Genomic DNA, 22,812 nt, shown 5'->3' with positions numbered 1-22,812 from the left:
CCTCTCTCCACAAGGGTGGGCTGAATTGGGCCAGGGTTCGCGCCGGGTTGGTCTCATGGTTTACCGCAGCAATAACGCATTAGTGGCGCATTACTTTGACTTCGCCTCGATGCGTGCGCGCAGCTGCGGCATCATCAAATTGGCTGCATCCCGACCGGCCTGAATGGACTGCCGACGCGCGGCGAAATCGGCGCTGCCCACCCCATCCAGCTTGGGGCGGATCACCACGTCCGCCTCACTCAGCTCGAAGTTATTGATGCTGCGACCCATGATGGAAAAAGTCTGAAGCAGCATGCGCATCGCATCGCCCGGCGGGTTTTTGTCGGGAGGCGATGAAATGTCGACCCCCACCACCAATTCGGCGCCCATCTGCCGCGCATAGCGCACCGGCACCGGCGCAACCAAACCGCCGTCCACATACTCATGCACGCCGATCTTCACAGGTTGGAACACCGCCGGGACTGAGCTGGAAGCCCGCACCGCCGTGCCCGTGTCACCCCGCCGGAACAAGGCGCCCGAGCCATCTGACAAATCGGTGGCCACAATCCCGAGCGGCAGCTTCATTTGCTCAATCAGCTTGCCGCCCGTTTTTTCGCGCACATAACGCGCCAAGGCCTCGCCACGAATCAAGCCGCGGGTCGGAAAGGCCCAGTCCGTGATCGCGCCCTCGTCCATGCTGTCGGCCAGCTTCGCCAGCTCGCGCCCAGTCATGCCCGAGGCGTACAGCGCCGCCACCAAACTGCCGGCGGAAGTTCCGGCCACCAGATCGACCTTGATGCCCTGCTCCTCCAGCACCTGAATGACACCAATGTGCGCAAAGCCCCGCGCCGCGCCGCCCCCCAAGGCCAAGCCCACCCGGGGCAACACTGGGGTAGCCTTGACCGGTGGGACAACAGGTGGCTCCGGTGCCTTGCTGACAGGGGCCGTGGAGCAAGCCACCAAAACCAGGCTCACGGCCAGCGGGCCAAGGATGCCACGAAGGCTGAAATGACGACGTTGGCGGCGAGGGTACAGTGATGTCACTGCAGAAAAAGGGGAACGATTCATCCCGCGATTCTAGGGAGTCCCTGCTGTTCAGTGCTTTGGCACGGTGAGATGATGCCCAGCTCGCCAGAGCCATCCACCCGACGGCCAAGACGTCACCGCCCTCCAACCCACGACAACCCACCATGCCCGTCCGCGCCAATTCCCGCTCCGTTCCACAACTTCTGGGCCGAGCGCTCATCGGCTTGGCTCTGCTGCTGATCTTGTTGCTGGCCGTGGCCTGGGCCTTGCTGCGGGCCAGCGTGCCGCAGCTCAATGGCCGCATCGCCTTGCCCGGCCTGCAAGCACCGCTGAGCATTGGCCGCGATGCCCTGGGCACGGCCGTCCTGCAGGGAAGCCAGCGCCTGGACCTGGCCCGCGGGCTGGGTTTTGTGCACGCGCAAGAGCGCTTCTTCGAGATGGATCTGACCCGGCGTTCTGCCGCGGGCGAGCTGTCCGCCTTGTTCGGCGCCAAAGCCCTGGAGCGCGACAAGCAGCGGCGGCTTCATCGCATGCGCGCGCGCCTGAGCGAGCGTTTTGCCGAACTCCCCGCCGCTGACCGGGCATTGCTGGAGGCCTATGCCAACGGCGTGAACGCAGGCTTGGCCGCGCAGACCGTTCGCCCCTGGCAATACCTGCTGCTGCGTGGCCAGCCTGAAGCCTGGACGCCCGTGGACTCCCTGCTGGTCGTCAGCGAAATGTTCTGGATGCTGCAAGGCACGGGGCTGGATGCCGGCTTTGAGCGGGCGCAACTGCGGGAGCAGGCGGGAGACGCCTTGTTCGACTGGCTCAACCCGAGGGGCGGCAGCTGGGACGCCGCGCTGGACGGCAGCGCCGTCACTCACGCCATGAGCCTGCCCACGCCGGAGCAGTTCGACCTGCGTGGCCCCGCAGGAACAGCTGCACCGCGGGCAACAAGCCCATCAACCCCACCGAGCCTCAGCGCACTCAACAGCACCGCCGAAGCCCCCGTGATTGGCAGCAACAACTGGGCGATTGCGGGCAGCCGAAATGCCCATGGCGATGGTGCCGCCTTGCTGGCCGATGACATGCACCTGGGCCTGGGAGTGCCCAGCATCTGGTATCGCGCGCAGCTTCAGTTGGGCACCGCGCGCGCCGTCGGCTTGACACTGCCGGGCATGCCCAGTCTGGTGGTCGGCAGCAATGGCGCGGTGGCGTGGGGCTTTACGAACGCCTACGGCCAATGGTTCGATTGGATCAAGCTCCCCACCGACCTGCCCGACAGTGCTGTGCAGCAATTCACCGAAACCATCGCCGTCAAGGGTGAAGCGCCACAGACCTTGCAAGTGCGTGAATTCAAGGGCGCGCCTATCGTGCGTACGCTGGGCAAGCAAAACTATGCCTTGCGCTGGATCGCCCACCAGGGCCAGGCTTTCAACCTGGACTTGGACCATCTGCTGCAAGCCCGCAACGTGGATGAAGCCATCTCGATTGCGCAGGGCGCGGGCATCCCGCACCAGAACATTCTTCTGGCTGACGCGCAGGGCCACATTGCATGGACCATCGCTGGACGGCTGTGGACGCAAGCCGGTGTGGCCCAAAGTTATGCCCGCTTCCAGGTGCCCGATGTGCCCCAGCACACCTGGACGCCAAGCGCGCTCTACCCGCTGGTCAAAGACCCCAAAGGCGGCCAACTGTGGACCGCCAACAATCGCCAGATCGATGGGGAAAGCCTGGGCGACGGCGGCTTCGATCTCGGCGCCCGTGCGCAGCAGATCCGCGACCGCCTGCGTGAGCGTGCCACCCACGACGAACAAAGCCTGGCCGCCGTTCATCTCGACAACGAAGCGCGCTTTCTCAAGACCTGGGGCCAACGGCTGAATCAAGTGCTGACGAGGGATGCCAAGTACGCAGCCACTGCCGCGCAGTTGCAGGCCTGGAATGGCCGAGCCGACGCTGACCAAGTGGGCTACCGCTTGATTCGCGCGGTACGCCTGAAAACGCTGGACACCCTCTGGACGGCCTGGACCCTGCCCTTGCTCGGTGAGCAGCAACTCGATGAAAAGCGTCGCCTGCCCTGGCGTGCCCAATTCGAGTACAGCGCCACCGCCGCACTCGATCAACAACCCGCGCATTTGCTGCCCAAGGGCTTTGCTGATTGGAACGCCCTGCTGCTGGCGCAGGTGGATGCCGCCGTGCAAGAACTCACCCACTCAGGGCAACAAGCACTGAGCCAAGCCACCTGGGGCCAGCACAACACCAGCCACATCCAACACGTGCTATCCAAGGCCATCCCCGCGCTGGGGCCGCTCCTTGACATGCCGGCCCGGCCCCAGGGCGGCGACAGCAACCTGCCGCATGTCGCGGCAGCCGCCTTCGGGCAATCCGAGCGCCTGGTGGTGTCACCCGGACATGAAGAGCGGGCCATGCTGTCGATGCCCGGCGGGCAAAGCGGTCACCCCTTGTCTCCCTTCTACGGTGCGGGCCATCAAGACTGGGTGGAAGCCAAACCCACGCCATTGCTGGCAGGTACAGCCTTGCATCATCTGGAAGCGGTACCGGCACAGTAGTGACGTCGTGAGGTTGTGAGGTCAGCTCGCCTGCCCGTACTTCGGATCGGTTGTCCCCATCAACCGGTCCCAAAACATGAAGTAGAAACCGTAGTTGTAGCGGCCCTGCCCATGGTGGGCGGCATGCGCCGTCGAGGTATTGACCCAACGACCAAGGGGATGATTCGCCACCTCGACAGGATAGAACTCACGCCCACAGTGCCCGTAGATGTTGTAGGCCGTGGAGAAGGTCTGAAAAATCAGCAACGCAAGGGGATGAGCCGGGATGACGTACACGATCACGGTGACGATCAAGGCTTCAGCCAAAGCTTCGGTCGGGTGAAAGCTGTAGGCCGCGAAGACGGTAGGGTGAGTCGACTGGTGATGCACCTTGTGCATCAGGCCAAACAGCAGACGCGTGTGCATGGCCCGGTGCAACCAGTAAAACAAGGTGTCGTGCAAGATCACCATGACCGGAATGCTCAGCACGAACCACCACACCGGATAGGCGCTGATGCGAAAGTACACCAGGCTGTGCTGGATCAAGCCCCAGCCGAACAACACCCCGTTGACCGCGCCAAAAATCGCCAATGAGATCAGCGAGTTGCCCAACTCGCGCCGGATGTGCTGACGGGCCGCAAAACGCAAAGGCGCATTGCGGTGCGGTCGCCCCCAGCCGCCTTGTGGCGTAGGCCGTGCCACCCGGTAGGCCAGGGCCGCCATCGCCAGATAACGCAGCCCGTAGATCAGCGTCACGAACATCATGGGCCACACAAAGGGATGCGTGGGCAGCAGAACTTGCCAACTGTTCATCAGCGGCACCTCCTCAGTTTGAACACAGCCAGAGCGTTGCGACGGCTCGATTTCATCACGATGTTCAAGGGCGTCAATCCCATTTTGCAGGATGAATGGGCGTGCCGCCAACACCGCTTAGCGGGCGGTTGGTTCAACACGCAAAGCTCATGCGACACTCGCCCAAACAAGCAAGGAGTGGAGTCCCATGGATGTGGCCAGGACCCGTTTTGAAGTCCTGAGAGATACCGAGCCGCCAGGCGGCATGGGCGGCATGGGCGACGGCAATGGTCAAAGCGCAACCGCCCGCTGGGTGTTCACGGGCTCTTGGCGTCTCACCGATCGATTGCCTCCGGCGGCCGAACTGATAGCCCTCGCTGGCCCCGCTTCGCCGGCAGTTGCCCTGGATGCCAGGGGCGTCACAACCTGGGACAGCGGCTTCGCAGTGCTGCTGCGCAGCCTCATCCAACAACTTCGCGCCGACGGCGTACAACTCAGTTTGGCAGACCTGCCTGAGGGCATACGGCGACTCCTGCAACTGGCTGAGTTGGGTGAGCCCCCAGACGCGGCGCACCCCGCGGAGGCCGGCTTCCTGAAAGAACTTGGGCTTTTTGCCATCGGCCTGGGGCGCGACCTGCTCGCCTTTGCCACCTTCATTGGTGAATTGGTGGCTGCGGCTGGGCTGGCCTTGGTCGGCAAGGGCTCGTTCCGCGCCCGCGACTTCTGGGGCATTGTTCAACAAGTAGGACCGCAGGCCCTGGGCATTGTTGCGCTGATCAGCTTTCTGGTGGGCTTGATCCTGGCGTATATGGGCGCTGCGCAATTGGCCTTGTTCGGCGCGCAAATCTACATTGCCGATCTGGTCGGCATCGGCATGGTGCGAGAGATTGGTGCCTTGATGACCGGCATCGTCATCGCCGGCCGCTCGGGTGCAGCCTTTGCTGCACAGCTGGGCACCATGCAGGTCAACGAAGAAATTGATGCCTACCGCACGGCGGGCATGGCGCCCATGCGTTTTCTCGTCTTACCGCGCGTGCTGGCCTTGCTGCTGATGATGCCGCTGCTCACGATTTACGCCAGTGTCATGGGCATTTTGGCCGGGCTGACTGTGGCGGTGCTGGTGTTCAACCTCGACGCCTCAGCCTATCTGCATCAAACGGTGGAAGTGCTGAGCCTCACCGCGCTGTGGGTCGGCCTGATCAAGGCCTGCGTATACGGCGTGATGGTGGCGATCTCTGGCTGCCTGCGCGGCATGCAATGCGGGCGCAGCGCCCAATCGGTGGGTGAGGCCGCCACCTCGGCGGTGGTCACGGGTATTTTGTTGATCGTGGTGACCGCCTCGATGCTGACCATCATGTTCTACAAGCTGGGGATCTGATGACCATCTCAGACACGCCCCCACTGCAATCCCATGTGCCCAGCCCCATCGTGGTCGAGAACCTCACCATGGCCTATGGCCCACGGGTGATTCAGCGGGATTTGAATTTCGACGTCAAGCGCGGTGAGATCTTTGTGATTATGGGCGGCAGCGGCTGCGGCAAGAGCACCTTGCTGCGCCACCTGATTGGCTTGCAGACGCCCGCCCAGGGCCGCGTCATGATCAAGGGGCATGATTTTTGGGCCGGCGAGGAGGCGGACCGGGAACGATTGCAGCGCCAATTTGGCGTGCTGTTCCAAAGTGGCGCGCTCTGGAGCTCGCTCACGCTGAACGAGAACGTGGCCCTCATCATCGAGCAACACCTGGACCTCAGCACCGCTGAGATCCGGGCGCTGGCCAGTTTCAAGCTCGATCTCGTGGGCCTGCGCGGCTTTGACGACTACTACCCTAGCGAAATCAGCGGCGGCATGCGCAAGCGCGCAGGCCTGGCGCGTGCGCTTGCCATGGACCCGGAGATCTTGTTCATCGACGAACCCTCGGCCGGCTTGGACCCGATCAGCTCCAAAAACCTCGACGATCTGATCCTTGAATTGCGCGACAGCCTGGGCGCCACCGTGGTCATGGTCACCCATGAGTTGCCCAGCATCCTGAGCATTGCGGACCGGGCCGTATTTCTGGACGCAAAGACCCGTACCATGATTGCCCTGGGCAGCCCGGCACAACTCCTCGTCAGCACCGACCCGCAGGTGCGCAACTTCATGACGCGCGGCGCGGCCCAAGCCACATCCGAGACCCATCAACCATGAGCAAACCCGCCAACCCCACCTTGATCGGCGCCTTCGTCATCATCGGCTGCGTGATGGGCTTCATCGCCGTCATGCTGCTGGCTCGGGGCAGCTTGTTCCAGAAGCCCGAGCGCGCGGTCATGTACTTCGAAGGCTCGGTCTACGGCCTGCAGATCGGCGCACCCGTGGTGTTTATGGGCGTCAAAGTGGGGCAGGTCAGCAGCATCGGCATCTCGGTCTCGCCTGAGACCAAAAAATTCGTGATTCCCGTCGTCGTTGAATTTTCGGCAGATGCAGAGAAACGCTTGCGCAGCACCGGTGTCAACGATCTCGACTCTATGCGCCGACGCGGCCTGCGCGCCCAGCTGCAAAGCCAAAGCCTGCTGACCGGCCTGCTGATGGTGGATCTGTCGCTGCAGCCCAGCACGAAGGAGAAGCTGTACGCCCTGAGCAATGAGATGGGCGAAATCCCAACCTTGCCCTCCCGCTTCGACCAAGTCACGGCACGGCTGGAGCAACTGCCGATTGAGGAGATGATTTCTGACCTCGGCAGCACCATGCGGGCTGTCAAGATTTTGGTGAATTCGCCTGAACTGAAAGCCGCCGTGGGCAGCGTCAGTGGCACCCTGCTTGGCCTCAAGCGCACGCTCGCCGCGCTTGAACGGCTGGAGCTGAATGCCGAAGCCCAGGGCGTGCTACCCCAGGCCAAGCAGACCATGCTCCAGCTTCAACAGACCGCTGACAAGACCGGCACGGCCATGGACAGCGTGGCCGAACTCACTTCAGAAAATTCCAACACCCTCAAGAGCCTGCGCGCCAGCCTGGAGGAAGTGAGCGCCGCCGCACGCAGCTTGCGCGAGATCACCGCACGCGATTCCACCGCCGTCTGGCAGCTCGAACAAACGGCCCGTGAACTCGAAAATTCAGCGGTCAGCCTGCGCCAGCTCTCCGACGCGGTCGAAGCCAGGCCCGATGTCCTCATCTGGGGCCGCAAACCCCGACCCCAAAAGGTGGAACAACCGTGAGAATGCCTCTGCCCCTCCTGATCCGGCCGATCCTGGTGTTGCCCCTGCTGCTGGCCGCCTGCGCCAGCGAAGTACCGGCCCCGCGCACGCTGGCACTGCAAGCCATCCCCGGCAAGTTGCCCGCCGCAGCCGGGGCGGCGAGTGCAGCGATGGCGCCAAACCCCGCCTCTGTCGACGTGGTGGTTGACCGCGTGATTCTTCCCGACCTGATCAAGCGCAACACCTTGCTGGAGCGCATCGCCCCGGGCGAAGTGGTCTACCACGATGCCGCCCGCTGGGCCGAGCCGCTGAGCGAAGCCCTGCCCCGCGTCTTGGCCGATGACCTGAGCACGCGGCTGTCCCGCAGCGTCGGGCTGAACAAGCTGCGCCCGCTCTCCAATACCGCTGCGCCCGCCTGGTTGCTGTGGGTGGATGTTCGTCGCCTGGAGGTCGACCCGCAGGGCCAAGTCACCTTGGTCGCCCTCTGGACCTGGCAGCGTGAAGGCACAAGCAACACCCACTGGCAGCAAGGCCACTTCACCGCCACCGCCAGCAGCCGTGACCCCGAACGCGTAGCCTATGCCCACAGCCAAGTCTTGAGCGAATTCGCCCAAGCCATCGCCACCGGCTTCGCCCAGGGCATCTGGGCTGCGCCCTGAGCAACGCACCGGGACGCTCAAACTAGGCATACGCCCGGCGTCAAGTCGTTTTGTAGTGCTGCAAGTGAATGCTGGTTTCGGTGGCGCCGATGCCTTTGATCAAGCGCACCCGCTCCAGCACCTGTGCCAACTCACCCAGGGTGGCGGCGCGCAGTTCCGCCAGCAAATCCCAGCGGCCGTTGGTGTCGAACAAGCTTGAAACACCCGGCTCACCCAGCAAGATGCTGATGACCTCGCGCGTTTTGTTGCCCTCCACCGCGATGCTCATCCAGGCGGTGATCTCGTTGGGAGTCACGTCGGGGCGCAGGCGCACCGTGTAGCCCACGATCACCCCGGCGTCTTCCAGCTTGGTGATGCGGTTGCCCACCGTGCCCCGCGACACCTTGAGCTTGTGCGCCAAGGTGGCTACCGTGGCGCGGGCGTCCGCGCGCAGCAGCGCCAGCAGTTGTTGGTCCAAGGTGTCCATTTGCTCATTTTGCCAGCCGAGGCTGCCACTATGTCAAATTTCTGCCTATTTCAATACAAAACTGGCACTTCATCTTCAGTTTGACCTTGGGAAGAATGGGCTCACCCCAAACACCTCTCGATCAGCACCGATCGCACCGCCGAGCCCACAAGCCCTGCGGTAAGGGGGCGGCAGGGTGACAAAGCCGCAAAGACGCAAGACCACAAGATCGACCGGAGACCGCCATGACCACGTTGCTGACCACCCAAGATGTTGCCCACATCGCCCAAAGCCTGGGCCTGCCGGCGCTGCTGCAGCGCATGGCGGCCTATATCGAAGCCGATTTCCTGCGCTGGCAGGAGTTCGACAAATGCGCCCGCGTGGCCAGCCATTCGCAGAATGGTGTGATCGAATTGATGCCCATTGCCGACGCCTCGCTGTACAGCTTCAAGTATGTCAATGGCCACCCCAGCAACACCCGCCGCGGCCTGCCCACGGTGATGGCGCTGGGAGTTTTGGCGGATGTGGCTACCGGTCGCCCCGACTTGCTCAGCGAACTGACCTTGACCACCGCCCTGCGCACCGCCGCCACCTCCGCCATGGTTGCCCGGCGGTTGGCGCGCAAGAACGCCCGCAGCATGGCCCTGATCGGCAACGGCGCGCAGAGCGAATTCCAGGCTCTGGCTTTTCACCATCTGCTGGGCATCGAAGAGATTCGGCTGTTCGACCTCGACCCTCAAGCCACCGCAAAACTCCAGCGCCATCTGCAAGGTGTACCCGGCTTGACGCTGTGTGTCTGCGCCAACACCGCCGAGGCCGTGCGCGGTGCCGACATCGTCACCACCGTGACCGCCGACAAGCGCAATGCCACCATCCTCACACCTGACATGATTGAGCCCGGCATGCACATCAATGGCGTAGGGGGCGACTGCCCCGGCAAAACCGAACTGCACCGCGATGTCTTGTCGATGGGCCGCGTGTTCGTCGAGTTCGAGCCCCAGTCGCGCATGGAAGGCGATGTGCAGCAAATGCCCGCCAACTTCCCGGTCACCGAGTTCTGGCGCGTCCTCAAAGGCTGGGATGCCGGCCGCAGCAACGACACCGAAGTCACCGTGTTCGACTCCGTAGGCTTCGCGTTAGAAGATTTTTCAGCCCTGCGCTTGCTGCGCGACACCGCCGATGAATTGGGCCTGGGTCAACAAGTCAGCCTGGTACCGGCGATGGGCGACCCCAAAGACCTGTTCGGCCAGTTGCAAATGAATGCTGCGCAAGCAGTGGAAGGCGTGAAAGCGGCGCAAAGCGCCGTGCTCTTCAATGACAAGCTCTACGCCATGGCGGATTGACGGTACGGACAAGTTCTCAGGCCGCCGACGCGCTCAACACGCGAATGCCCGCAAGACTGGCGCAGGAACCCGTCTTGCCTGAGCATTGGGCCCGGCCGCTCCGGGCCAAAGCCTCGTCAAACACCTCCTGGGCGCAATCCATGCAACAGGCGCAGGCAGACGCAACGCCTGTTTCGTCCTGCAAGGCGTCAAAGGTCCGAACGCCGGATTCGACACTTCGGCGAATATCGCGATCAGAGACACGGCGGCACAGGCAAACAATCATGGCGGGGATTTCGTCAGTTCAACAAAGACCCGAGGGCTGAGTTGAACTTTAACGCAAATGCGAATCCATCTCAATAGTGATTCTCAATCGCCCGCCTGCCTGTGGGCCCTTAGAACATCGCGGCGATCTCAGCTAGCGCCGCCGCCGCCGCCCACCTGAGACTGCAGCCAATTCTGCTCACCCAGTTGTGCCACCAACTCGATCTGCGTTTCGAGATGGTCGATGTGGTCCTCGGTGTCAGACAGGATTTCTTCCAGCACCGTTCGCGACACATAGTCACGCACACTTTCACAATAGGCGATGGCCTCTTTGAGCAATGGGTGCGAACCTGTTTCAATCTTCAGGTCGCAATGCAAGACCTCTACGGCGGACTCGCCCACGTAGAGTTTGCCCAGGTCCTGCAGGTTGGGCAGCCCCTCAAGCATCAAGATGCGGTCCACCAACTTGTCGGCGTGCTTCATCTCCTCAATCGACTCTTCGTACTCATGTTTGGCCAGCTTCTCAAAGCCCCAATTCTTCAGCATCCTGTAGTGCAGGAAGTACTGATTGATGGCCGTCAGCTCGTTTTTCAGCTGAGCGTTGAGATAGTCCAGGACCTTGGCGTCGCCCTTCATGTGCATCTCCTCAAACGATCGAAATCAGGCCGTTGAATTGTGCGGTGACTGCCGGAAGCTGGCAGTATTTTTTTCGTCGATCCATTGAACCCAAGCAACCCTTGCATGCACAATTAATTGCTAATGATTTGCATTTACAATGCAAATCATGGATCCTATTCAAACGCGCCAAACGACCCAACACCCCCCAGAGACGCCGTCAGCGGTGCCAAAAGCCGCGCCCGATAGTCAGTCGATCACCGCTGACCTTCCCCGCGTCACCAGTCAAGCCCTGCTGGGCAACGGGCGCGAACTGGAGATCGATCACGCAGGCAGCGTTTATCGCCTGCGGTTGACCTCCTTGGGCAAATTGATTCTCACCAAATAGGCCAAGGCGACAAGCCAGCGGCCAGCAACAGTCGGGTCAAGAACCCGTCATCGTTGCCACATCAAAAGTTCGTGCAAAACTCACAAACCAATTTAATACCACTTAAGTTGAGGGGGTTCAAAACCAAGGGTTTTTCTTAGAATTACCCCTATCAAATCGCCACCCAAAGGCGAGCAACTCAGTCAACTTCAGGGATAAAACATGGACTACACCTCGTCATCGCGTTTCAGTGGATCCAAACTGGTATTGGCGATCATGGCCATGTCGAGCACCCTGGCGGCCCAGGCCCTGCCTGTTCTCAATCTGGGTGAGGCGGGCAACTACAGCGGCTTCTTCTTCGGCGATGTCACGGCGCACTCGGACGTTGAGGGACGCTTGGCGGTTCGGGGCGACTTGACTATTCCCAGCATTTCGGTGGGCTATCGCAATGCCTATGGCGACAATTCGCCTTCCGTGGTGGTGGGTGGTAACGTCAATGTGGGCGACGGCGCGATTTACAACGGCGCGAAAGACCCTTCGATCAACACGAATCTGACGATTGGCCCCTCCACCGCGTATTGGGTTCCGGGCGCAGTCAATGCTGGCACCGGCATGTATGGCGGCAGCAATCTAGGTAACCAAAATCTGGGGTTCACACAAGGATCCAGCACTGCCATCAACAAGCTGTTTGCGGACAGCGCCAGCTACCTCTCAAGCTTTCAATCCGCATTGAGCGGCCTGGCCAATACCGGAACCATCAACAGCAGTGGCTGGGACATCGCCTTGAGCGACGCCAGCAAGCCCTCGGGCAATGTGCATGTGTTCAATGTCTCCAGCAATCAGTTAAAGGCGTTCAGCCTGGACACCACCAATTTCGGGGCCAATGACTACATCGTGATCAACCTGACTGCCTCTGGGAAGATAAGTTTTGCGGCGGACTACACCGGCAGCAATATGGCCTCGTTCAGCGACCGGATTCTGTTCAACGCACCCAATGCCACCAGCATCGACCTGAAGTCCGGCTTTGGCGCGTTGATTGCTCCCAAGGCAGACATCCTCGCGTCAAGCAGCGGCCACTGGGAAGGCACCTTGATTGCCAATAACAACGCCTCGACCATCGAGATCGGCTACGAGCCCTTCGCAGCCACAGGTGGAGTGACGTCGGCGGTGCCGGAGCCTGAGACCTACGCAATGCTTCTGGCTGGCCTGTCGGCCGTGGGCTTTGTCGCCCGTCGCAGAAACCAATCGCGCTGAACTTCAGCGCAAGCAAACCGGCGCCTATGAGCGCCCATTGAAAAAGGCCCGATGAGGGCCTTTTTTTGTGGGCAGCTGCGCCGCTGCGAGCTTAGTGCGGCGCCTCGCTGCGCCTCAGCCAGCCAAGCGCCGACGAGCCATAAATCCTAGGCCGACCAAGCCGGCCATCAGCAGCGAGAAACTACCAGGTTCAGGAACTGCCGTGGCCACTACCAAGTCCTGATAGCTGGCGTTCGTCAACTTCGTCAAGCTGTACTGGGCCGCACCCTGGTACTGGACCGCTGCGGTGAGATAGCCATTCACTTGCGTGACAAGGGGATTGCTTGGATCACTTGAACCGGTGCCGGTTAAATAGAACGAGCCGCTGCCGTTCACCACGCTCATCCCTGTGGTTGAAGTATCTTGGACGATCTCCCACACAGCGGTCTGGAAGGCCGCCTGGTCAGTCGCTGAGCTCAATCCAGCGTAACTGCTTGAGAAAAGGCCTTGCAGCAAGGTAGCCTGCAGGCCATCAAAGCTGGCCAGCGTATAGGTCTTGAACCCCAACTTTGCCGGCGCATAGTCTTGTGCCAGTTCGACGCAATAGGCATAAAAGCTGTTGTTCGAGCTATCCACATAACTCATGCGGCCCGTGAGGTAGTTTTGGGTGTCGCTGGTGCTGATCGTCTGCCCCAAAGTGCCCGCGGTGCCGTACTTGATGTCCAAGGTAGCGGCCGCACTGAATGCCGACATCGCCAGCAAAGACAAAGCCAAAGCGGTTTGACGGAGTGTTGGGGTCTTCATGTCAATCATTCCTCAAATGAGAAGGCTGTTCTAAGGGCGTCAATTCACGCCGCACGGCGTCGGCGCAGGGCGATGCCCATTGCTCCCACGGCGGTCAAACTCAACAGCATCCCGGCAGGCTCTGGGACATGTAACGGTGCGTTGTAGGACACAGCCGTCAGAGTGCCCTGATACGCACTCTCTCTCTTGGAACCCAAGCCTTGCTCAACCACTACCATCTGCCAATCTCCGGCCGACAAGAGGACGGGCGTCAGCGTCCACTGCTCAAACGCGTTGGCGGCGTTCGTCCAGTCCGCACCTAGGGTTTCCAAAAAACTGACGCGTTGCTCGCTCGAGGCGTTCCACAGGTAAGCGTCGGAAATGTCGATGGCAGGCAAATAGGTTTTGAATCCGAGCGTGCTCACAGTCCCCTGGACGGTGGCACTTTGATCGAGGTGAAATGCAAAATCATCCGTCACGACCTCGGTCACCTGAATGCCGCCCTTGCCAAACGTGAAGGGAGAGGCGGCAGACAGAACGGGCGAGGCCTGGGCAAGTCCCACCGCCATCAAGCCAGCGACAGCCACGGCCTTGCGCAGAACGATTGACAGTTTCTTGCTCATAGTGATCCTCATCCCTCGACGATTTTGTTGCGCTGCACATCCGCCTAACGGCGAGTTGCAGCAGCTATTTCTAGACAGTTCACATGCTAGAGGACCTGTATGACAGTGTCCCCCCGCACCCTAGGGGATACGCTGACTTGAGCGTGCGAAAAGCACGCCAATTCAGCGAAAAGCAACGCGTTCCGGCGTCAAATTCCCGAGCAACACCATCCGCCCAACAAAAAGCCGCCGGGCTGTACCGGCGGCTTTGGAGAGGTATGGCAGGGTGAATGCGGCAGTTGCCGCCAGGTCGCCTGCAATCAGCCTATCAGGCCAGCTTGCCGTGACAAGCTTTGTACTTTTTACCGCTACCGCAAGGGCAAGGATCGTTACGGCCCACGTGTCCCATTTGAGCGAATGAATCGGGCGCGCTGTCTTGCGAGACCGATCCGTCCTCGTTCGGGTGGGTGTAAGTGACGTTGCTGACCTGCTCCGCACGGTCTTCGATGACTTGCGCCGCGTGGGCGGCTTCTTCTTGTGACTGGATGCGCACATTCATCAAGGTGCGCGTCACTTCCATCTTCACCACGTCCAGCATCTGCGAGAACAAGTCAAAGGCTTCGCGCTTGTATTCCTGCTTGGGATTCTTCTGCGCGTAACCACGCAGATGGATGCCCTGACGCAGATAGTCCAGCGAGGCCAGATGTTCGCGCCAATGCTGATCAATGCTTTGCAGCAGCACCATGCGCATGAAGGGCGTGAACTGCTCAATGCCAACGCGCTCCACCTTCTCGTCAAAAGCGGCGTTGGCGGCCTTCACCACTTCTTCAACGATGTCTTCGTCGGTGATCGAATTGCTCTTCTCGACCAGCGCCTTCAAGGGCACGTCAAGTTGCCATTCGTCTTTGAGCACCCGCTCCAACGACACCAGGTCCCATTGTTCTTCAACGCTTTCGGTCGGCACAAAAGTACGCACCACATCGCTCATGGTGCTGGCACGCAGATGGGTGATTTGCGCGCTCAGGCTCTCAGCCTCCAAGATCTCATTGCGCTGTTGATAGATAACCTTGCGCTGATCGTTGGAAACGTCGTCGTACTCCAGCAGCTGCTTGCGGACGTCGAAGTTGCGGGCCTCAACCTTGCGCTGCGCGCTTTCGATCGAGCGGCTGACGATGCCCGCCTCAATCGCTTCGCCCTCGGGCATCTTCAGGCGGTCCATGATGGCGCGCACGCGGTCACCCGCGAAGATGCGCATCAACTGATCGTCCAGCGACAGATAGAAGCGCGACGCACCCGGGTCGCCCTGACGGCCAGCACGGCCACGTAACTGGTTATCGATGCGGCGGCTTTCATGCCGCTCGGTGGCGATGATGCGCAAACCGCCCGCAGCCTTGACGGCGTCGTGCAGGCCTTGCCACTCGTCCTTGAGCTTTTGAATGCGCGCAGCACGATCAGCTTCGGCAATCGAGGCGTCGGCCTCCAGCAACTTGATTTGGTTCTCGACATTGCCGCCCAAGACGATGTCGGTACCGCGGCCGGCCATGTTCGTGGCGATGGTGATCACGCCGGGGCGCCCGGCCTGGGCCACGATCTCAGCCTCCTTGGCGTGCTGCTTGGCGTTCAACACAGCATGCGGAAGTTTGGCCTTGCTCAGCAGCGCGGAGATCAGCTCGGAGTTCTCGATGGACGTCGTGCCCACCAGCACCGGCTGACCCCGCTCGTGGCAGTTGCGGATGTCAGCGGTGACGGCGTCGAACTTTTCCTTGTTGGTCTTGTAGACCAAGTCTTGCTCGTCCTTGCGCTGACGTTGGCGATTCGGTGGGATGACGATGGTTTCCAGGCCGTAAATTTCCTGGAATTCATAGGCCTCGGTATCGGCCGTGCCAGTCATGCCGGCCAGCTTGCCGTACATGCGGAAGTAGTTCTGGAAGGTGATCGAGGCCAGCGTCTGGTTCTCGCTCTGCACCGCCACGCCTTCCTTGGCTTCCACGGCTTGGTGCAGGCCGTCGCTCCAACGGCGGCCGGTCATCAGGCGGCCGGTGAACTCGTCAACAATGGTCACTTCGCCGTTTTGCACCACGTAATGCTGGTCGCGGTGATACACATGGTGCGCGCGCAGAGCGGCGTACAGATGGTGCATCAAGGTGATGTTGGCGGCGTCGTACAGGCTGGCGCCTTCCGCCAGCAAGCCGGCCTCTGCCAGCAGGCGCTCGGCGTTGTCGTGGCCGTCTTCGGTCAGATAGATCTGGTGCGATTTTTCATCAACGGTGAAATCACCCGGGTCGATAACGCCCTCGCCGGTGCGAATATCCAACTCACCGATTTGCTTCTTCAGCTTCGGTGCGACTTGGTTGATGGCCAGATAAACATCGGTCTGGTCATCGGCCTGGCCGGAAATGATCAGCGGCGTGCGTGCCTCGTCAATCAGGATGGAGTCCACCTCGTCGACGATGGCGTAGGCCAGTGGACGCTGCACGCGGTCGCGCACCTCGTGAACCATATTGTCACGAAGGTAGTCAAAGCCGTATTCGTTGTTGGTGCCATAGGTCACGTCGGCGGCGTAAGCGGCTTGCTTTTGCTCACGTGGCATCTGCGGCAGGTTCACACCCACCGTCAGACCGAGAAAATTGTAGAGCTTGGCCATCCACTCGGCGTCGCGCTGTACCAAGTAATCGTTGACCGTTACCAAGTGCACGCCCTTGCCCGTCAAGGCATTCAGGTAGACCGGCAATGTGGCGGTCAGGGTCTTGCCCTCGCCGGTGCCCATTTCAGGGATCTTGCCATCGTGCAAGGCCATGCCGCCAATCAGCTGCACATCGAAGTGACGCATCTTGAAGACGCGCTTGCCGGCCTCACGCACCACGGCAAAAGCCTCAGGCAACAAGGCGTCCAGCGACTCGCCCTGGGCGACGCGGGCCTTGAACTCGTCGGTCTTGGCTTTCAACGCGTCGTCGTCGAGCTGCTCGAACTGAGGCTCCATCGCATTGATCTGCGCCACGACGCGGCGATAACCTTTTAGCAGGCGCTCATTACGGCTACCGAAAATCTGAGTGAGAAGCTTGGGCAACATGCAGCGTTTGATTCTTTGACGAGTGGACGGAGCGGCGGTCACGACCACAAACCTCTCGGCTCACATGTCATACCCCGCACGCACCAGGCTCGAGCGCTTGGCCCTCGAGTTTTGCGAGCAATTCAGGACCGATCGAACCAGGGCAGCATCTCTGAAAACTCAGAAACGCCATTTCCCTTGGCCAGCGGCCAGCCCAGAAAAAAACTCTTGGAGTTTAGCATCCGGGCCGCACGCCTATTGCGTCACTACACTATGGGGATGCGTCGCGCCCATTTCAAGGCAACCGGACTTGCTGTACCGGACCCCCAGCCGATTGCCCAGGCTTTGCAAAGCCATCAGGGCTTGGCCAGGCTCGGCCTCTTGCTGCAAGAATCCAATCGCCGCATGGTCATCATCGCCCCCGCCCTTCCCGGGCCGCTGGGCCGACACGTCAAACCCGGCCCGATCGATGAGGAAGGTTGGAGTCTCCTGGCGACCAACGCCGCCGTTGCCGCCAAATTACGACACCTGCAGCCCCGTCTTGAAGCCATGATCGAGGCCGAGGGGCTGAGCCCATCCCGCATACGCATCAAGGTATTGCAAGACTGAGCACCAAGAGGTGATGGCGATGTGCTGATTCAGTGGCTGCATAGCAATTGACCACCCAAAGAAAAAGCCTCTGGATTTCTCCAGAGGCTTTTTGACTTGTACATGGTGCCGACTGTCGGATTCGAACTGACGACCTACCGCTTACAAGGCGGTTGCTCTACCAACTGAGCTAAGCCGGCACAAGCCTAAGAGTATAGCAACAATTCTGTACCCAAAAACTGATTGCGCGTTATTTGACGCGTTTCAATGCAGGTCGCCCCCCAGAAGGACCAGGCCCCTCAGGTTCGTCATCAGGGCCGGCGGTCAAAGCGTTCGTGTCCGGCGCCAAGGTGGGCGCAAGCCCCTCGCTCTTGCCGGATTCCGGCATTGCCTCAGGGGGCGGGCCACCAGGGCTTGTGGCTAAACGCAGGCCCCGTGCCGGTTTGGCGGGTACAGCGTCAACCTCAACGTCAGTCTCAGCGCCGGACGATGACAAACCGGTTCGGCTCTGCGTCTCCGGGCTCAGCACGTCCGACACTTCTGGCGGCGGAAAGGCCATGCCTTGCCCGTTCTCCCGCGCGTAAATCGCGACCACGTGATCCACGGGCACGATGATTTCACGCGCAATGCCACCAAACCGTGCCTTGAACTGAACCACATCGTTACCCAGGTCCAGGCTGCTGGTGGCCTCGAAACCAACATTGAGCACGATCTCGTTGTTGGAGACGTACTCCATCGGCACCTGTACAAACCGGTCCACATGCACTGCGATATAGGGCGTGAAGCCGTTGTCCGTACACCAACCGTGCAGCGCACGAATGAGGTACGGCCGCGTTGAAGTGCCAGACGTCGCCACGGTGCCGTCCTTGTCCTTATTCTGATCCATGAACGCTGCCGGTTTTACTTGCGCATGACCTTTTCGGACGGCGTCAGCGCTTCAATGTACGCAGGACGCGAGAAGATGCGTTCCGCGTACTTCAGCAGCGGCAAGGCGTTCTTCGACATGTCGATGCCGTAGTAGTCCAGGCGCCACAGCAGCGGTGCAATGGCCACGTCGAGCATCGAAAAATCGTCGCCCAGCATGTACTTGTTCTTCAAAAAGATCGGCGCCAGTTGCGTCAGGCGATCGCGGATTTGCGCGCGCGCTTTTTCCAACTGTTTGTCGGTGGCCTTCACGGCTTGGCTGCGGCCTTCCAGCACGTTGACGTGCGCGAACAGCTCCTTCTCGAAGTTCAGCAAGAACAAGCGCACACGGGCACGGGCCACCGGGTCGCCGGGCATCAGTTGGGGGTGCGGAAAGCGCTCGTCGATGTATTCGTTGATGATGTGCGACTCATACAAGATCAAGTCGCGCTCGACCAGAATGGGCACCTCGTTGTAGGGGTTCATCAGAGCGATGTCTTCGGGCTTGGCGAACAGGTCGACATCACGGATTTCGAAGTCCATGCCCTTCTCAAACAGCACGAAGCGGCAGCGATGCGAGTAAGGGCAGGTGGTTCCAGAATAAAGCACCATCATGGCGGCAAGCTCCCGAGGATCAGGTAGAAAACAAGCGGTCCGATTGTTGGATCCGCACAAAAGGCAAACGCAGTGGGCGCTCAAAAAGCGTTCCACTGCGCGATGCGGTCCGTCACCAGCCGGCAAGCCGGTGTCGGACTCAGGTCTGGCTTACTTCACATCTTTCCAGTAAGCAGCGTTCAGGCGCCAGGCGAACAAGGTCAACACGGACAAGAACAAGAGCACGCCCACACCCAGGCGGAAGCGCTGGGCTTGTGCCGGCTCGCCCATCCACTGCAGATAAGCCACCAAGTCGCCGACAGCGCCGTTGTACTCTTGCTCGCTCAACTTGCCAGGAGTGATTTGCTCGTAGCCGGCAAACTCGTGCACCGTCTTGCCGTGCTCATGGGGATCTTCCTTCTCCGTGAACTTGGCGGTACGCTGACCTTGCAATTCCCACAGCACATGCGGCATAGCCACACTTGGGAATGCACGGTTGTTCCAGCCCGTGGCCTTGGTGTCGTCACGGTAGAAGGTGCGCATATAGGTGTACAGATAGTCTGCACCCGAACCCTTGGCCCCATCCGCACGCGAGCGGGCGATCACGGTCAGGTCAGGCGGCGTCGCGCCGAACCAATCCTTGGCCTGCTTGGGGTCCATCGAGATCTTCATCTGCTCACCCACCTTGTCGGCGGCGAACATCAGATTGTCCTTGATCTGGGTTTCCGTCAGACCCAGGTCGCGCAGGCGGTTGTAGCGGTTGTAAGCCGCCGAATGGCAGTTCAGGCAGTAGTTGACGAACAGCTTGGCGCCGTTCTGCAAGGCCGCCATGTCTTGCATCTTTTCTTTGGGGAACTTGTCCCACTCGATGCCGCCTGCGTTGGCCTGCGCACCGGTCTGCAGACCCAGGCTGACGAGCAGCGAGGTCAGCAGCGTAGCGATGAGTTTCTTCATTCTTTGGACTCCGTTGCTTGTCGGGTCAATGGGCATGGAAGGTCACGCGGTCAGGCACTTGCTTGAAGGTGCCCAGCTTGCTCCACCACGGCATCAACAAGAAGAAGCCGAAATAGAACAGCGTGCCGATTTGCGCCACCAGGGTGCCCAGGTCGGTCGGGGGCTGGATGCCCAGATAACCCAGAACCAAGAAGAACACCACGAACACAGCGTAGACGGTGGAGTGCCAGCCCGGACGATAACGAATCGACTTCACCGGGCTGTGATCCAGCCAAGGTAGGAAGAACAAGATCACCACTGCGCCGCCCATCACCACCACGCCCCAGAACTTAGCGTCGAAGGTCTTGAGCAAGAAGCAAGCCACCGCAGCAATCACCAGCACGGCAATCTTGGCCTTGCCGTTGAAGCTGCCTTTCAACACGGTCAGCAGGGCGCCCAAGCCGACAATGCCCACCAGCACATTCACCATGGTGTCGGTGGTGGCACGCAGCATCGAATAGAACGGCGTGAAGTACCACACCGGGGCAATGTGCGCGGGCGTCTTCAGCGGGTCAGCAGGGATGAAATTGTTGTACTCCAGGAAGTAACCACCCAGCTCCGGCGAGAAGAAAATGATGCCCGTGAAGACCATCAGGAACAGGCACAGCGCATAAATGTCATGCACCGAGTAGTAGGGATGGAACGGCACGCCGTCCAGTGGATGGCCGTTGGCATCCTTGGGCGCCTTGGGGCCCTTGATTTCCACGCCGTCAGGGTTGTTGGAACCCACTTCGTGCAGCGCAATGATGTGTGCCACCACCAGACCCAGCAGCACCAGCGGCACGGCAATGACGTGGAAGCTGAAGAAGCGATTCAGCGTGGCATCACCCACCACATAGTCGCCACGGATCAGCAAAGCCAGATCGGGGCCGACGAAAGGCACGGCAGCGAACAGGTTCACGATCACCTGGGCGCCCCAGTAGGACATCTGGCCCCAAGGCAGCAAATAGCCCATGAAGGCCTCTGCCATCAAGCACAGGAAAATGCCGCAGCCGAAAATCCATACCAGCTCGCGCGGCTTGCGGTACGAACCGTACAACAGGCCTCGGAACATGTGCAGGTACACCACCACGAAGAACGCCGAAGCGCCCGTGGAGTGCATGTAGCGGATCAACCAGCCCCAGGGCACATCGCGCATGATGTACTCGACCGAAGCAAACGCCAGGGCAGCGTCCGGCTTGTAGTGCATCACCAGGAAAATGCCGGTGACGATCTGGATCACCAGCACGACCAAGGCCAGCGAGCCGAAGATGTACCACCAGTTGAAATTCTTCGGAGCGTAGTACTCCGACATATGCTCTTTGAAGAGCTGGGTCGCCGGGAAGCGATTGTCGACCCATGTCATGAACTGCTCGCCCTTGCTTGCGCCGGCGGGAGCTTCTTTGAATTCAGCCATATTGACCTCTGTCCTTTAACCTGTTTCGGCCCGTGGTCGGCGGTTAGCCGGCCACTTGGGCATCAAGCCTTCTTGTCTTCGCCAATCAAGATCCTGGCGTCGGACAGATACATGTGCGGCGGCACCTCAAGGTTGTCCGGCGCAGGCTTGTTCTTGAACACGCGGCCGGCCAGGTCAAAGGTCGAGCCATGGCACGGGCAGAGGAAGCCGCCATGCCAGTCGTCCGGCAGAGAAGGCTGCGCGCCCATCTGGAATTTGTCGCTTGGCGAGCAACCCAGATGTGAACAGATGCCCACCACCACCAGGAACTCGGGCTTGATGGAACGCGCGGCATTGCGGGCGTACTCAGGCGTCGGGTAGGCGGTACGTTGAGAGTTGGGGTCGGCCAGCTCATTGTCGAACTTGGAGAGAGCCGCAAGCTGTTCCGGCGTGCGACGCACGATCCAGACTGGCTTGCCGCGCCATTCCACGGTCAACTTTTCGCCCGGCTTGATGCCGCTGATATCAGCCTCCACCGGGGCTCCGGCCGCTTTGGCGCGCTCCGAAGGGGCGAAAGTACTGACGAAAGGCACGGCGGTGGCGACACCGCCAACGGCACCGGCGCAACTCGTGGCGATGAGCCAGGTGCGCTTGCCGTGGTCCACTTGCTGGTCACTCATGAGGATCCTCAAACGAGACTTCTGATCGGGGGCAACCCGGAATTCTAACGGACTGTGAAGCCTCCCAAGCCACGCGATGCAGATTGGCAGGCTTCCGCGCCACAATATCAGCGTTTTTACCGCTACATTGTTGTCCGTCCCAGCCAACATCATGCCTTGAGGAAACGCTGGCCCTCCTTACTTTTCGTCAATATCCGGACCTGTCGCCGGCATCGGAGCAACAAAAATGAGTTTTTTCTCGGAGTTCAAAGAATTCGCCGTCAAAGGCAATGTGGTGGATCTCGCCGTGGGCGTGATCATTGGCGGTGCCTTTGGCAAGATTGTTGACTCCGTGGTCAAGGATCTGATCATGCCGCTGATCGGCAAAGTCGTTGGCGGCCTGGACTTTTCGAACTACTTCATCCTATTGTCTAACCCGCCCGCAGACTACAAGGGCCCCATGACTTATGACGCCCTGGTCAAGGCAGGCGTTCCCTTGTTCGCTTACGGCACCTTCCTGACCGTGCTGCTGAACTTCCTCATCCTGGCCTTCATTATTTTCTTGATGATCCGCCAGATCAACCGACTCAAGCGCGCCGAAGTGCCTGCACCCGCACCGGTTGAAGCCCCAATCACGCCGGAAGATGTGCTGCTCCTGCGCGAAATTCGCGACTCGCTGAAGCGCTAAAGTGCTCAGCTACGGCCTCATTGATCAAATCAATGCAGGCAGTCCGTGTGAAAAATACCCTGGTCCACCATTGAGCGGGCCGGGGTTCAGAATTCTCCGCGCCAAGGCGTCAGCTTTTGGCACCTCAAGCCCTTTTGAGGTATTGCGTCACCCACGGTCATGGAGAATCAAGGCGATACTT

Annotated in this window: 23 protein-coding genes and 1 tRNA gene; 10 read left to right on the top strand and 14 right to left on the bottom strand. The window is 60.4% G+C overall.

All coding sequences use genetic code 11. The features are described from left to right. Positions 1-90: 90 nt before the first annotated feature. Positions 91-954, bottom strand: a complete 864-nt coding sequence (locus PRZ01_RS11860; protein WP_273596996.1) for a patatin-like phospholipase family protein — start codon at positions 952-954, stop codon at positions 91-93. A 215-nt stretch (positions 955-1,169) separates the two neighbouring features. Between PRZ01_RS11860 and PRZ01_RS11855 the strand changes: the two genes are divergently transcribed. Further along, complete coding sequence (locus PRZ01_RS11855; RefSeq protein WP_273596995.1) at positions 1,170-3,554, top strand: penicillin acylase family protein; 2,385 nt, start codon at positions 1,170-1,172, stop codon at positions 3,552-3,554. 21 nt (positions 3,555-3,575) lie between these two features. Here the strand turns inward: PRZ01_RS11855 and PRZ01_RS11850 are convergent, their stop codons facing one another. After that, positions 3,576-4,346 (bottom strand): sterol desaturase family protein, encoded by a 771-nt coding sequence (locus tag PRZ01_RS11850; protein WP_273596994.1) that lies wholly within the window; start codon positions 4,344-4,346, stop codon positions 3,576-3,578. 187 nt (positions 4,347-4,533) lie between these two features. On the opposite strand from PRZ01_RS11850, the gene PRZ01_RS11845 reads away from it, so the two are divergent. The 4 genes from PRZ01_RS11845 to PRZ01_RS11830 are packed head-to-tail and all read left to right on the top strand — an operon-like array spanning position 4,534 to position 8,151. Further along, positions 4,534-5,703, top strand: coding sequence for an ABC transporter permease (locus PRZ01_RS11845; protein ID WP_273596993.1), 1,170 nt, complete (start codon positions 4,534-4,536; stop codon positions 5,701-5,703). Continuing rightward, the gene (locus tag PRZ01_RS11840) at positions 5,703-6,509 is read left to right on the top strand and encodes an ABC transporter ATP-binding protein (RefSeq protein WP_273596992.1); all 807 of its coding nucleotides are present in this window, start codon (positions 5,703-5,705) and stop codon (positions 6,507-6,509) included. The genes PRZ01_RS11845 and PRZ01_RS11840 overlap by 1 nt, the downstream gene beginning before the upstream one ends. Next, entirely contained in the window at positions 6,506-7,513 is a 1,008-nt protein-coding gene (locus tag PRZ01_RS11835; protein WP_273596991.1) for an MlaD family protein, read from the top strand. The genes PRZ01_RS11840 and PRZ01_RS11835 overlap by 4 nt, the downstream gene beginning before the upstream one ends. A gap of 2 nt (positions 7,514-7,515) precedes the next feature. After that, positions 7,516-8,151: a PqiC family protein gene (locus PRZ01_RS11830; RefSeq protein ID WP_273596990.1), complete on the top strand. Its 636-nt coding sequence runs from the start codon at positions 7,516-7,518 to the stop codon at positions 8,149-8,151. A 40-nt stretch (positions 8,152-8,191) separates the two neighbouring features. On the opposite strand, the gene PRZ01_RS11825 is transcribed toward PRZ01_RS11830, so the two are convergent. Beyond that, positions 8,192-8,617, bottom strand: a complete 426-nt coding sequence (locus PRZ01_RS11825) for an Lrp/AsnC family transcriptional regulator (protein ID WP_273596989.1) — start codon at positions 8,615-8,617, stop codon at positions 8,192-8,194. 224 nt (positions 8,618-8,841) lie between these two features. On the opposite strand from PRZ01_RS11825, the gene PRZ01_RS11820 reads away from it, so the two are divergent. Next, the gene (locus tag PRZ01_RS11820; protein ID WP_273596988.1) at positions 8,842-9,939 is read left to right on the top strand and encodes an ornithine cyclodeaminase; all 1,098 of its coding nucleotides are present in this window, start codon (positions 8,842-8,844) and stop codon (positions 9,937-9,939) included. Between the two features lie 16 nt (positions 9,940-9,955). On the opposite strand, the gene PRZ01_RS11815 is transcribed toward PRZ01_RS11820, so the two are convergent. Next, the gene (locus tag PRZ01_RS11815) at positions 9,956-10,204 is read right to left on the bottom strand and encodes a (2Fe-2S)-binding protein (RefSeq protein ID WP_273596987.1); all 249 of its coding nucleotides are present in this window, start codon (positions 10,202-10,204) and stop codon (positions 9,956-9,958) included. A 128-nt stretch (positions 10,205-10,332) separates the two neighbouring features. Beyond that, on the bottom strand, positions 10,333-10,818 hold the full coding sequence (gene bfr / locus PRZ01_RS11810) for a bacterioferritin (RefSeq protein ID WP_273596986.1): 486 nt from the start codon (positions 10,816-10,818) through the stop codon (positions 10,333-10,335). 148 nt (positions 10,819-10,966) lie between these two features. Here bfr and hemP point away from each other — a divergent pair, with 148 nt between their 5' ends. Continuing rightward, on the top strand, positions 10,967-11,185 hold the full coding sequence (hemP, locus tag PRZ01_RS11805) for a hemin uptake protein HemP (protein ID WP_273596985.1): 219 nt from the start codon (positions 10,967-10,969) through the stop codon (positions 11,183-11,185). 201 nt (positions 11,186-11,386) lie between these two features. Beyond that, on the top strand, positions 11,387-12,418 hold the full coding sequence (locus PRZ01_RS11800) for a collagen-binding domain-containing protein (RefSeq protein WP_273596984.1): 1,032 nt from the start codon (positions 11,387-11,389) through the stop codon (positions 12,416-12,418). A 114-nt stretch (positions 12,419-12,532) separates the two neighbouring features. On the opposite strand, the gene PRZ01_RS11795 is transcribed toward PRZ01_RS11800, so the two are convergent. The 3 genes from PRZ01_RS11795 to secA all read right to left on the bottom strand — a co-directional run bounded on the left by PRZ01_RS11795 (position 12,533) and on the right by secA (position 16,852). Further along, the gene (locus PRZ01_RS11795) at positions 12,533-13,201 is read right to left on the bottom strand and encodes a PEP-CTERM sorting domain-containing protein (protein WP_273596983.1); all 669 of its coding nucleotides are present in this window, start codon (positions 13,199-13,201) and stop codon (positions 12,533-12,535) included. A gap of 44 nt (positions 13,202-13,245) precedes the next feature. Further along, a complete protein-coding gene (locus PRZ01_RS11790; RefSeq protein ID WP_273596982.1) occupies positions 13,246-13,803 on the bottom strand; it encodes a PEP-CTERM sorting domain-containing protein in 558 nt (185 codons plus the stop codon). Between the two features lie 307 nt (positions 13,804-14,110). Continuing rightward, positions 14,111-16,852, bottom strand: a complete 2,742-nt coding sequence (gene secA, locus PRZ01_RS11785; protein ID WP_273596981.1) for a preprotein translocase subunit SecA — start codon at positions 16,850-16,852, stop codon at positions 14,111-14,113. Between the two features lie 252 nt (positions 16,853-17,104). Here secA and PRZ01_RS11780 point away from each other — a divergent pair, with 252 nt between their 5' ends. Beyond that, positions 17,105-17,440, top strand: coding sequence for a hypothetical protein (locus tag PRZ01_RS11780; RefSeq protein WP_273596980.1), 336 nt, complete (start codon positions 17,105-17,107; stop codon positions 17,438-17,440). Between the two features lie 103 nt (positions 17,441-17,543). Here PRZ01_RS11780 and PRZ01_RS11775 read toward each other — a convergent pair. The 6 genes from PRZ01_RS11775 to petA all read right to left on the bottom strand — a co-directional run bounded on the left by PRZ01_RS11775 (position 17,544) and on the right by petA (position 21,964). Then, positions 17,544-17,619, bottom strand: a tRNA-Thr gene (locus PRZ01_RS11775). Positions 17,620-17,669: 50 nt separating this feature from the next. Beyond that, positions 17,670-18,305 (bottom strand): ClpXP protease specificity-enhancing factor, encoded by a 636-nt coding sequence (locus PRZ01_RS11770; protein ID WP_273596979.1) that lies wholly within the window; start codon positions 18,303-18,305, stop codon positions 17,670-17,672. A gap of 14 nt (positions 18,306-18,319) precedes the next feature. Next, positions 18,320-18,937: a glutathione S-transferase N-terminal domain-containing protein gene (locus PRZ01_RS11765; protein WP_137941068.1), complete on the bottom strand. Its 618-nt coding sequence runs from the start codon at positions 18,935-18,937 to the stop codon at positions 18,320-18,322. Positions 18,938-19,087: 150 nt separating this feature from the next. Further along, positions 19,088-19,870: a cytochrome c1 gene (locus PRZ01_RS11760; protein WP_273596978.1), complete on the bottom strand. Its 783-nt coding sequence runs from the start codon at positions 19,868-19,870 to the stop codon at positions 19,088-19,090. Between the two features lie 25 nt (positions 19,871-19,895). Next, positions 19,896-21,305 carry a cytochrome b gene (locus PRZ01_RS11755; protein ID WP_273596977.1) on the bottom strand — a complete coding sequence of 470 codons (1,410 nt, stop codon included), beginning with the start codon at positions 21,303-21,305 and terminating at the stop codon, positions 19,896-19,898. A gap of 62 nt (positions 21,306-21,367) precedes the next feature. Then, positions 21,368-21,964, bottom strand: coding sequence for a ubiquinol-cytochrome c reductase iron-sulfur subunit (gene petA, locus PRZ01_RS11750; RefSeq protein WP_273596976.1), 597 nt, complete (start codon positions 21,962-21,964; stop codon positions 21,368-21,370). A gap of 226 nt (positions 21,965-22,190) precedes the next feature. Here petA and mscL point away from each other — a divergent pair, with 226 nt between their 5' ends. After that, on the top strand, positions 22,191-22,631 hold the full coding sequence (gene mscL / locus PRZ01_RS11745) for a large conductance mechanosensitive channel protein MscL (RefSeq protein ID WP_273596975.1): 441 nt from the start codon (positions 22,191-22,193) through the stop codon (positions 22,629-22,631). The last annotated feature ends 181 nt before the right edge of the window (positions 22,632-22,812 follow it).

The organism is Roseateles koreensis, assembly GCF_028595305.1.
GTDB lineage: Bacteria > Pseudomonadota > Gammaproteobacteria > Burkholderiales > Burkholderiaceae_C > Paucibacter_A > Paucibacter_A koreensis.
Note: the sequence above shows the minus strand (reverse complement) of the source record. Positions and strands in the feature narration are given on the sequence as shown.

Excerpts from the sequence above, each read along its gene's own strand:
- PRZ01_RS11760 (WP_273596978.1), bottom strand. The coding sequence starts at position 19,870 with ATGAAGAAACTCATCGCTACGCTGCTGACCTCGCTGCTCGTCAGCCTG.
- PRZ01_RS11815 (WP_273596987.1), bottom strand. The coding sequence starts at position 10,204 with ATGATTGTTTGCCTGTGCCGCCGTGTCTCTGATCGCGATATTCGCCGA.
- PRZ01_RS11845 (WP_273596993.1), top strand. The coding sequence starts at position 4,534 with ATGGATGTGGCCAGGACCCGTTTTGAAGTCCTGAGAGATACCGAGCCG.
- PRZ01_RS11840 (WP_273596992.1), top strand. The coding sequence starts at position 5,703 with ATGACCATCTCAGACACGCCCCCACTGCAATCCCATGTGCCCAGCCCC.
- PRZ01_RS11790 (WP_273596982.1), bottom strand. The coding sequence starts at position 13,803 with ATGAGCAAGAAACTGTCAATCGTTCTGCGCAAGGCCGTGGCTGTCGCT.
- PRZ01_RS11825 (WP_273596989.1), bottom strand. The coding sequence starts at position 8,617 with ATGGACACCTTGGACCAACAACTGCTGGCGCTGCTGCGCGCGGACGCC.
- PRZ01_RS11855 (WP_273596995.1), top strand. The coding sequence starts at position 1,170 with ATGCCCGTCCGCGCCAATTCCCGCTCCGTTCCACAACTTCTGGGCCGA.
- PRZ01_RS11755 (WP_273596977.1), bottom strand. The coding sequence starts at position 21,305 with ATGGCTGAATTCAAAGAAGCTCCCGCCGGCGCAAGCAAGGGCGAGCAG.
- PRZ01_RS11765 (WP_137941068.1), bottom strand. The coding sequence starts at position 18,937 with ATGATGGTGCTTTATTCTGGAACCACCTGCCCTTACTCGCATCGCTGC.
- PRZ01_RS11770 (WP_273596979.1), bottom strand. The coding sequence starts at position 18,305 with ATGGATCAGAATAAGGACAAGGACGGCACCGTGGCGACGTCTGGCACT.
- PRZ01_RS11780 (WP_273596980.1), top strand. The coding sequence starts at position 17,105 with ATGGGGATGCGTCGCGCCCATTTCAAGGCAACCGGACTTGCTGTACCG.
- PRZ01_RS11800 (WP_273596984.1), top strand. The coding sequence starts at position 11,387 with ATGGACTACACCTCGTCATCGCGTTTCAGTGGATCCAAACTGGTATTG.
- secA (WP_273596981.1), bottom strand. The coding sequence starts at position 16,852 with ATGTTGCCCAAGCTTCTCACTCAGATTTTCGGTAGCCGTAATGAGCGC.
- mscL (WP_273596975.1), top strand. The coding sequence starts at position 22,191 with ATGAGTTTTTTCTCGGAGTTCAAAGAATTCGCCGTCAAAGGCAATGTG.
- PRZ01_RS11830 (WP_273596990.1), top strand. The coding sequence starts at position 7,516 with ATGCCTCTGCCCCTCCTGATCCGGCCGATCCTGGTGTTGCCCCTGCTG.
- PRZ01_RS11835 (WP_273596991.1), top strand. The coding sequence starts at position 6,506 with ATGAGCAAACCCGCCAACCCCACCTTGATCGGCGCCTTCGTCATCATC.
- PRZ01_RS11850 (WP_273596994.1), bottom strand. The coding sequence starts at position 4,346 with ATGAACAGTTGGCAAGTTCTGCTGCCCACGCATCCCTTTGTGTGGCCC.
- PRZ01_RS11795 (WP_273596983.1), bottom strand. The coding sequence starts at position 13,201 with ATGAAGACCCCAACACTCCGTCAAACCGCTTTGGCTTTGTCTTTGCTG.
- petA (WP_273596976.1), bottom strand. The coding sequence starts at position 21,964 with ATGAGTGACCAGCAAGTGGACCACGGCAAGCGCACCTGGCTCATCGCC.
- bfr (WP_273596986.1), bottom strand. The coding sequence starts at position 10,818 with ATGAAGGGCGACGCCAAGGTCCTGGACTATCTCAACGCTCAGCTGAAA.
- PRZ01_RS11820 (WP_273596988.1), top strand. The coding sequence starts at position 8,842 with ATGACCACGTTGCTGACCACCCAAGATGTTGCCCACATCGCCCAAAGC.
- hemP (WP_273596985.1), top strand. The coding sequence starts at position 10,967 with ATGGATCCTATTCAAACGCGCCAAACGACCCAACACCCCCCAGAGACG.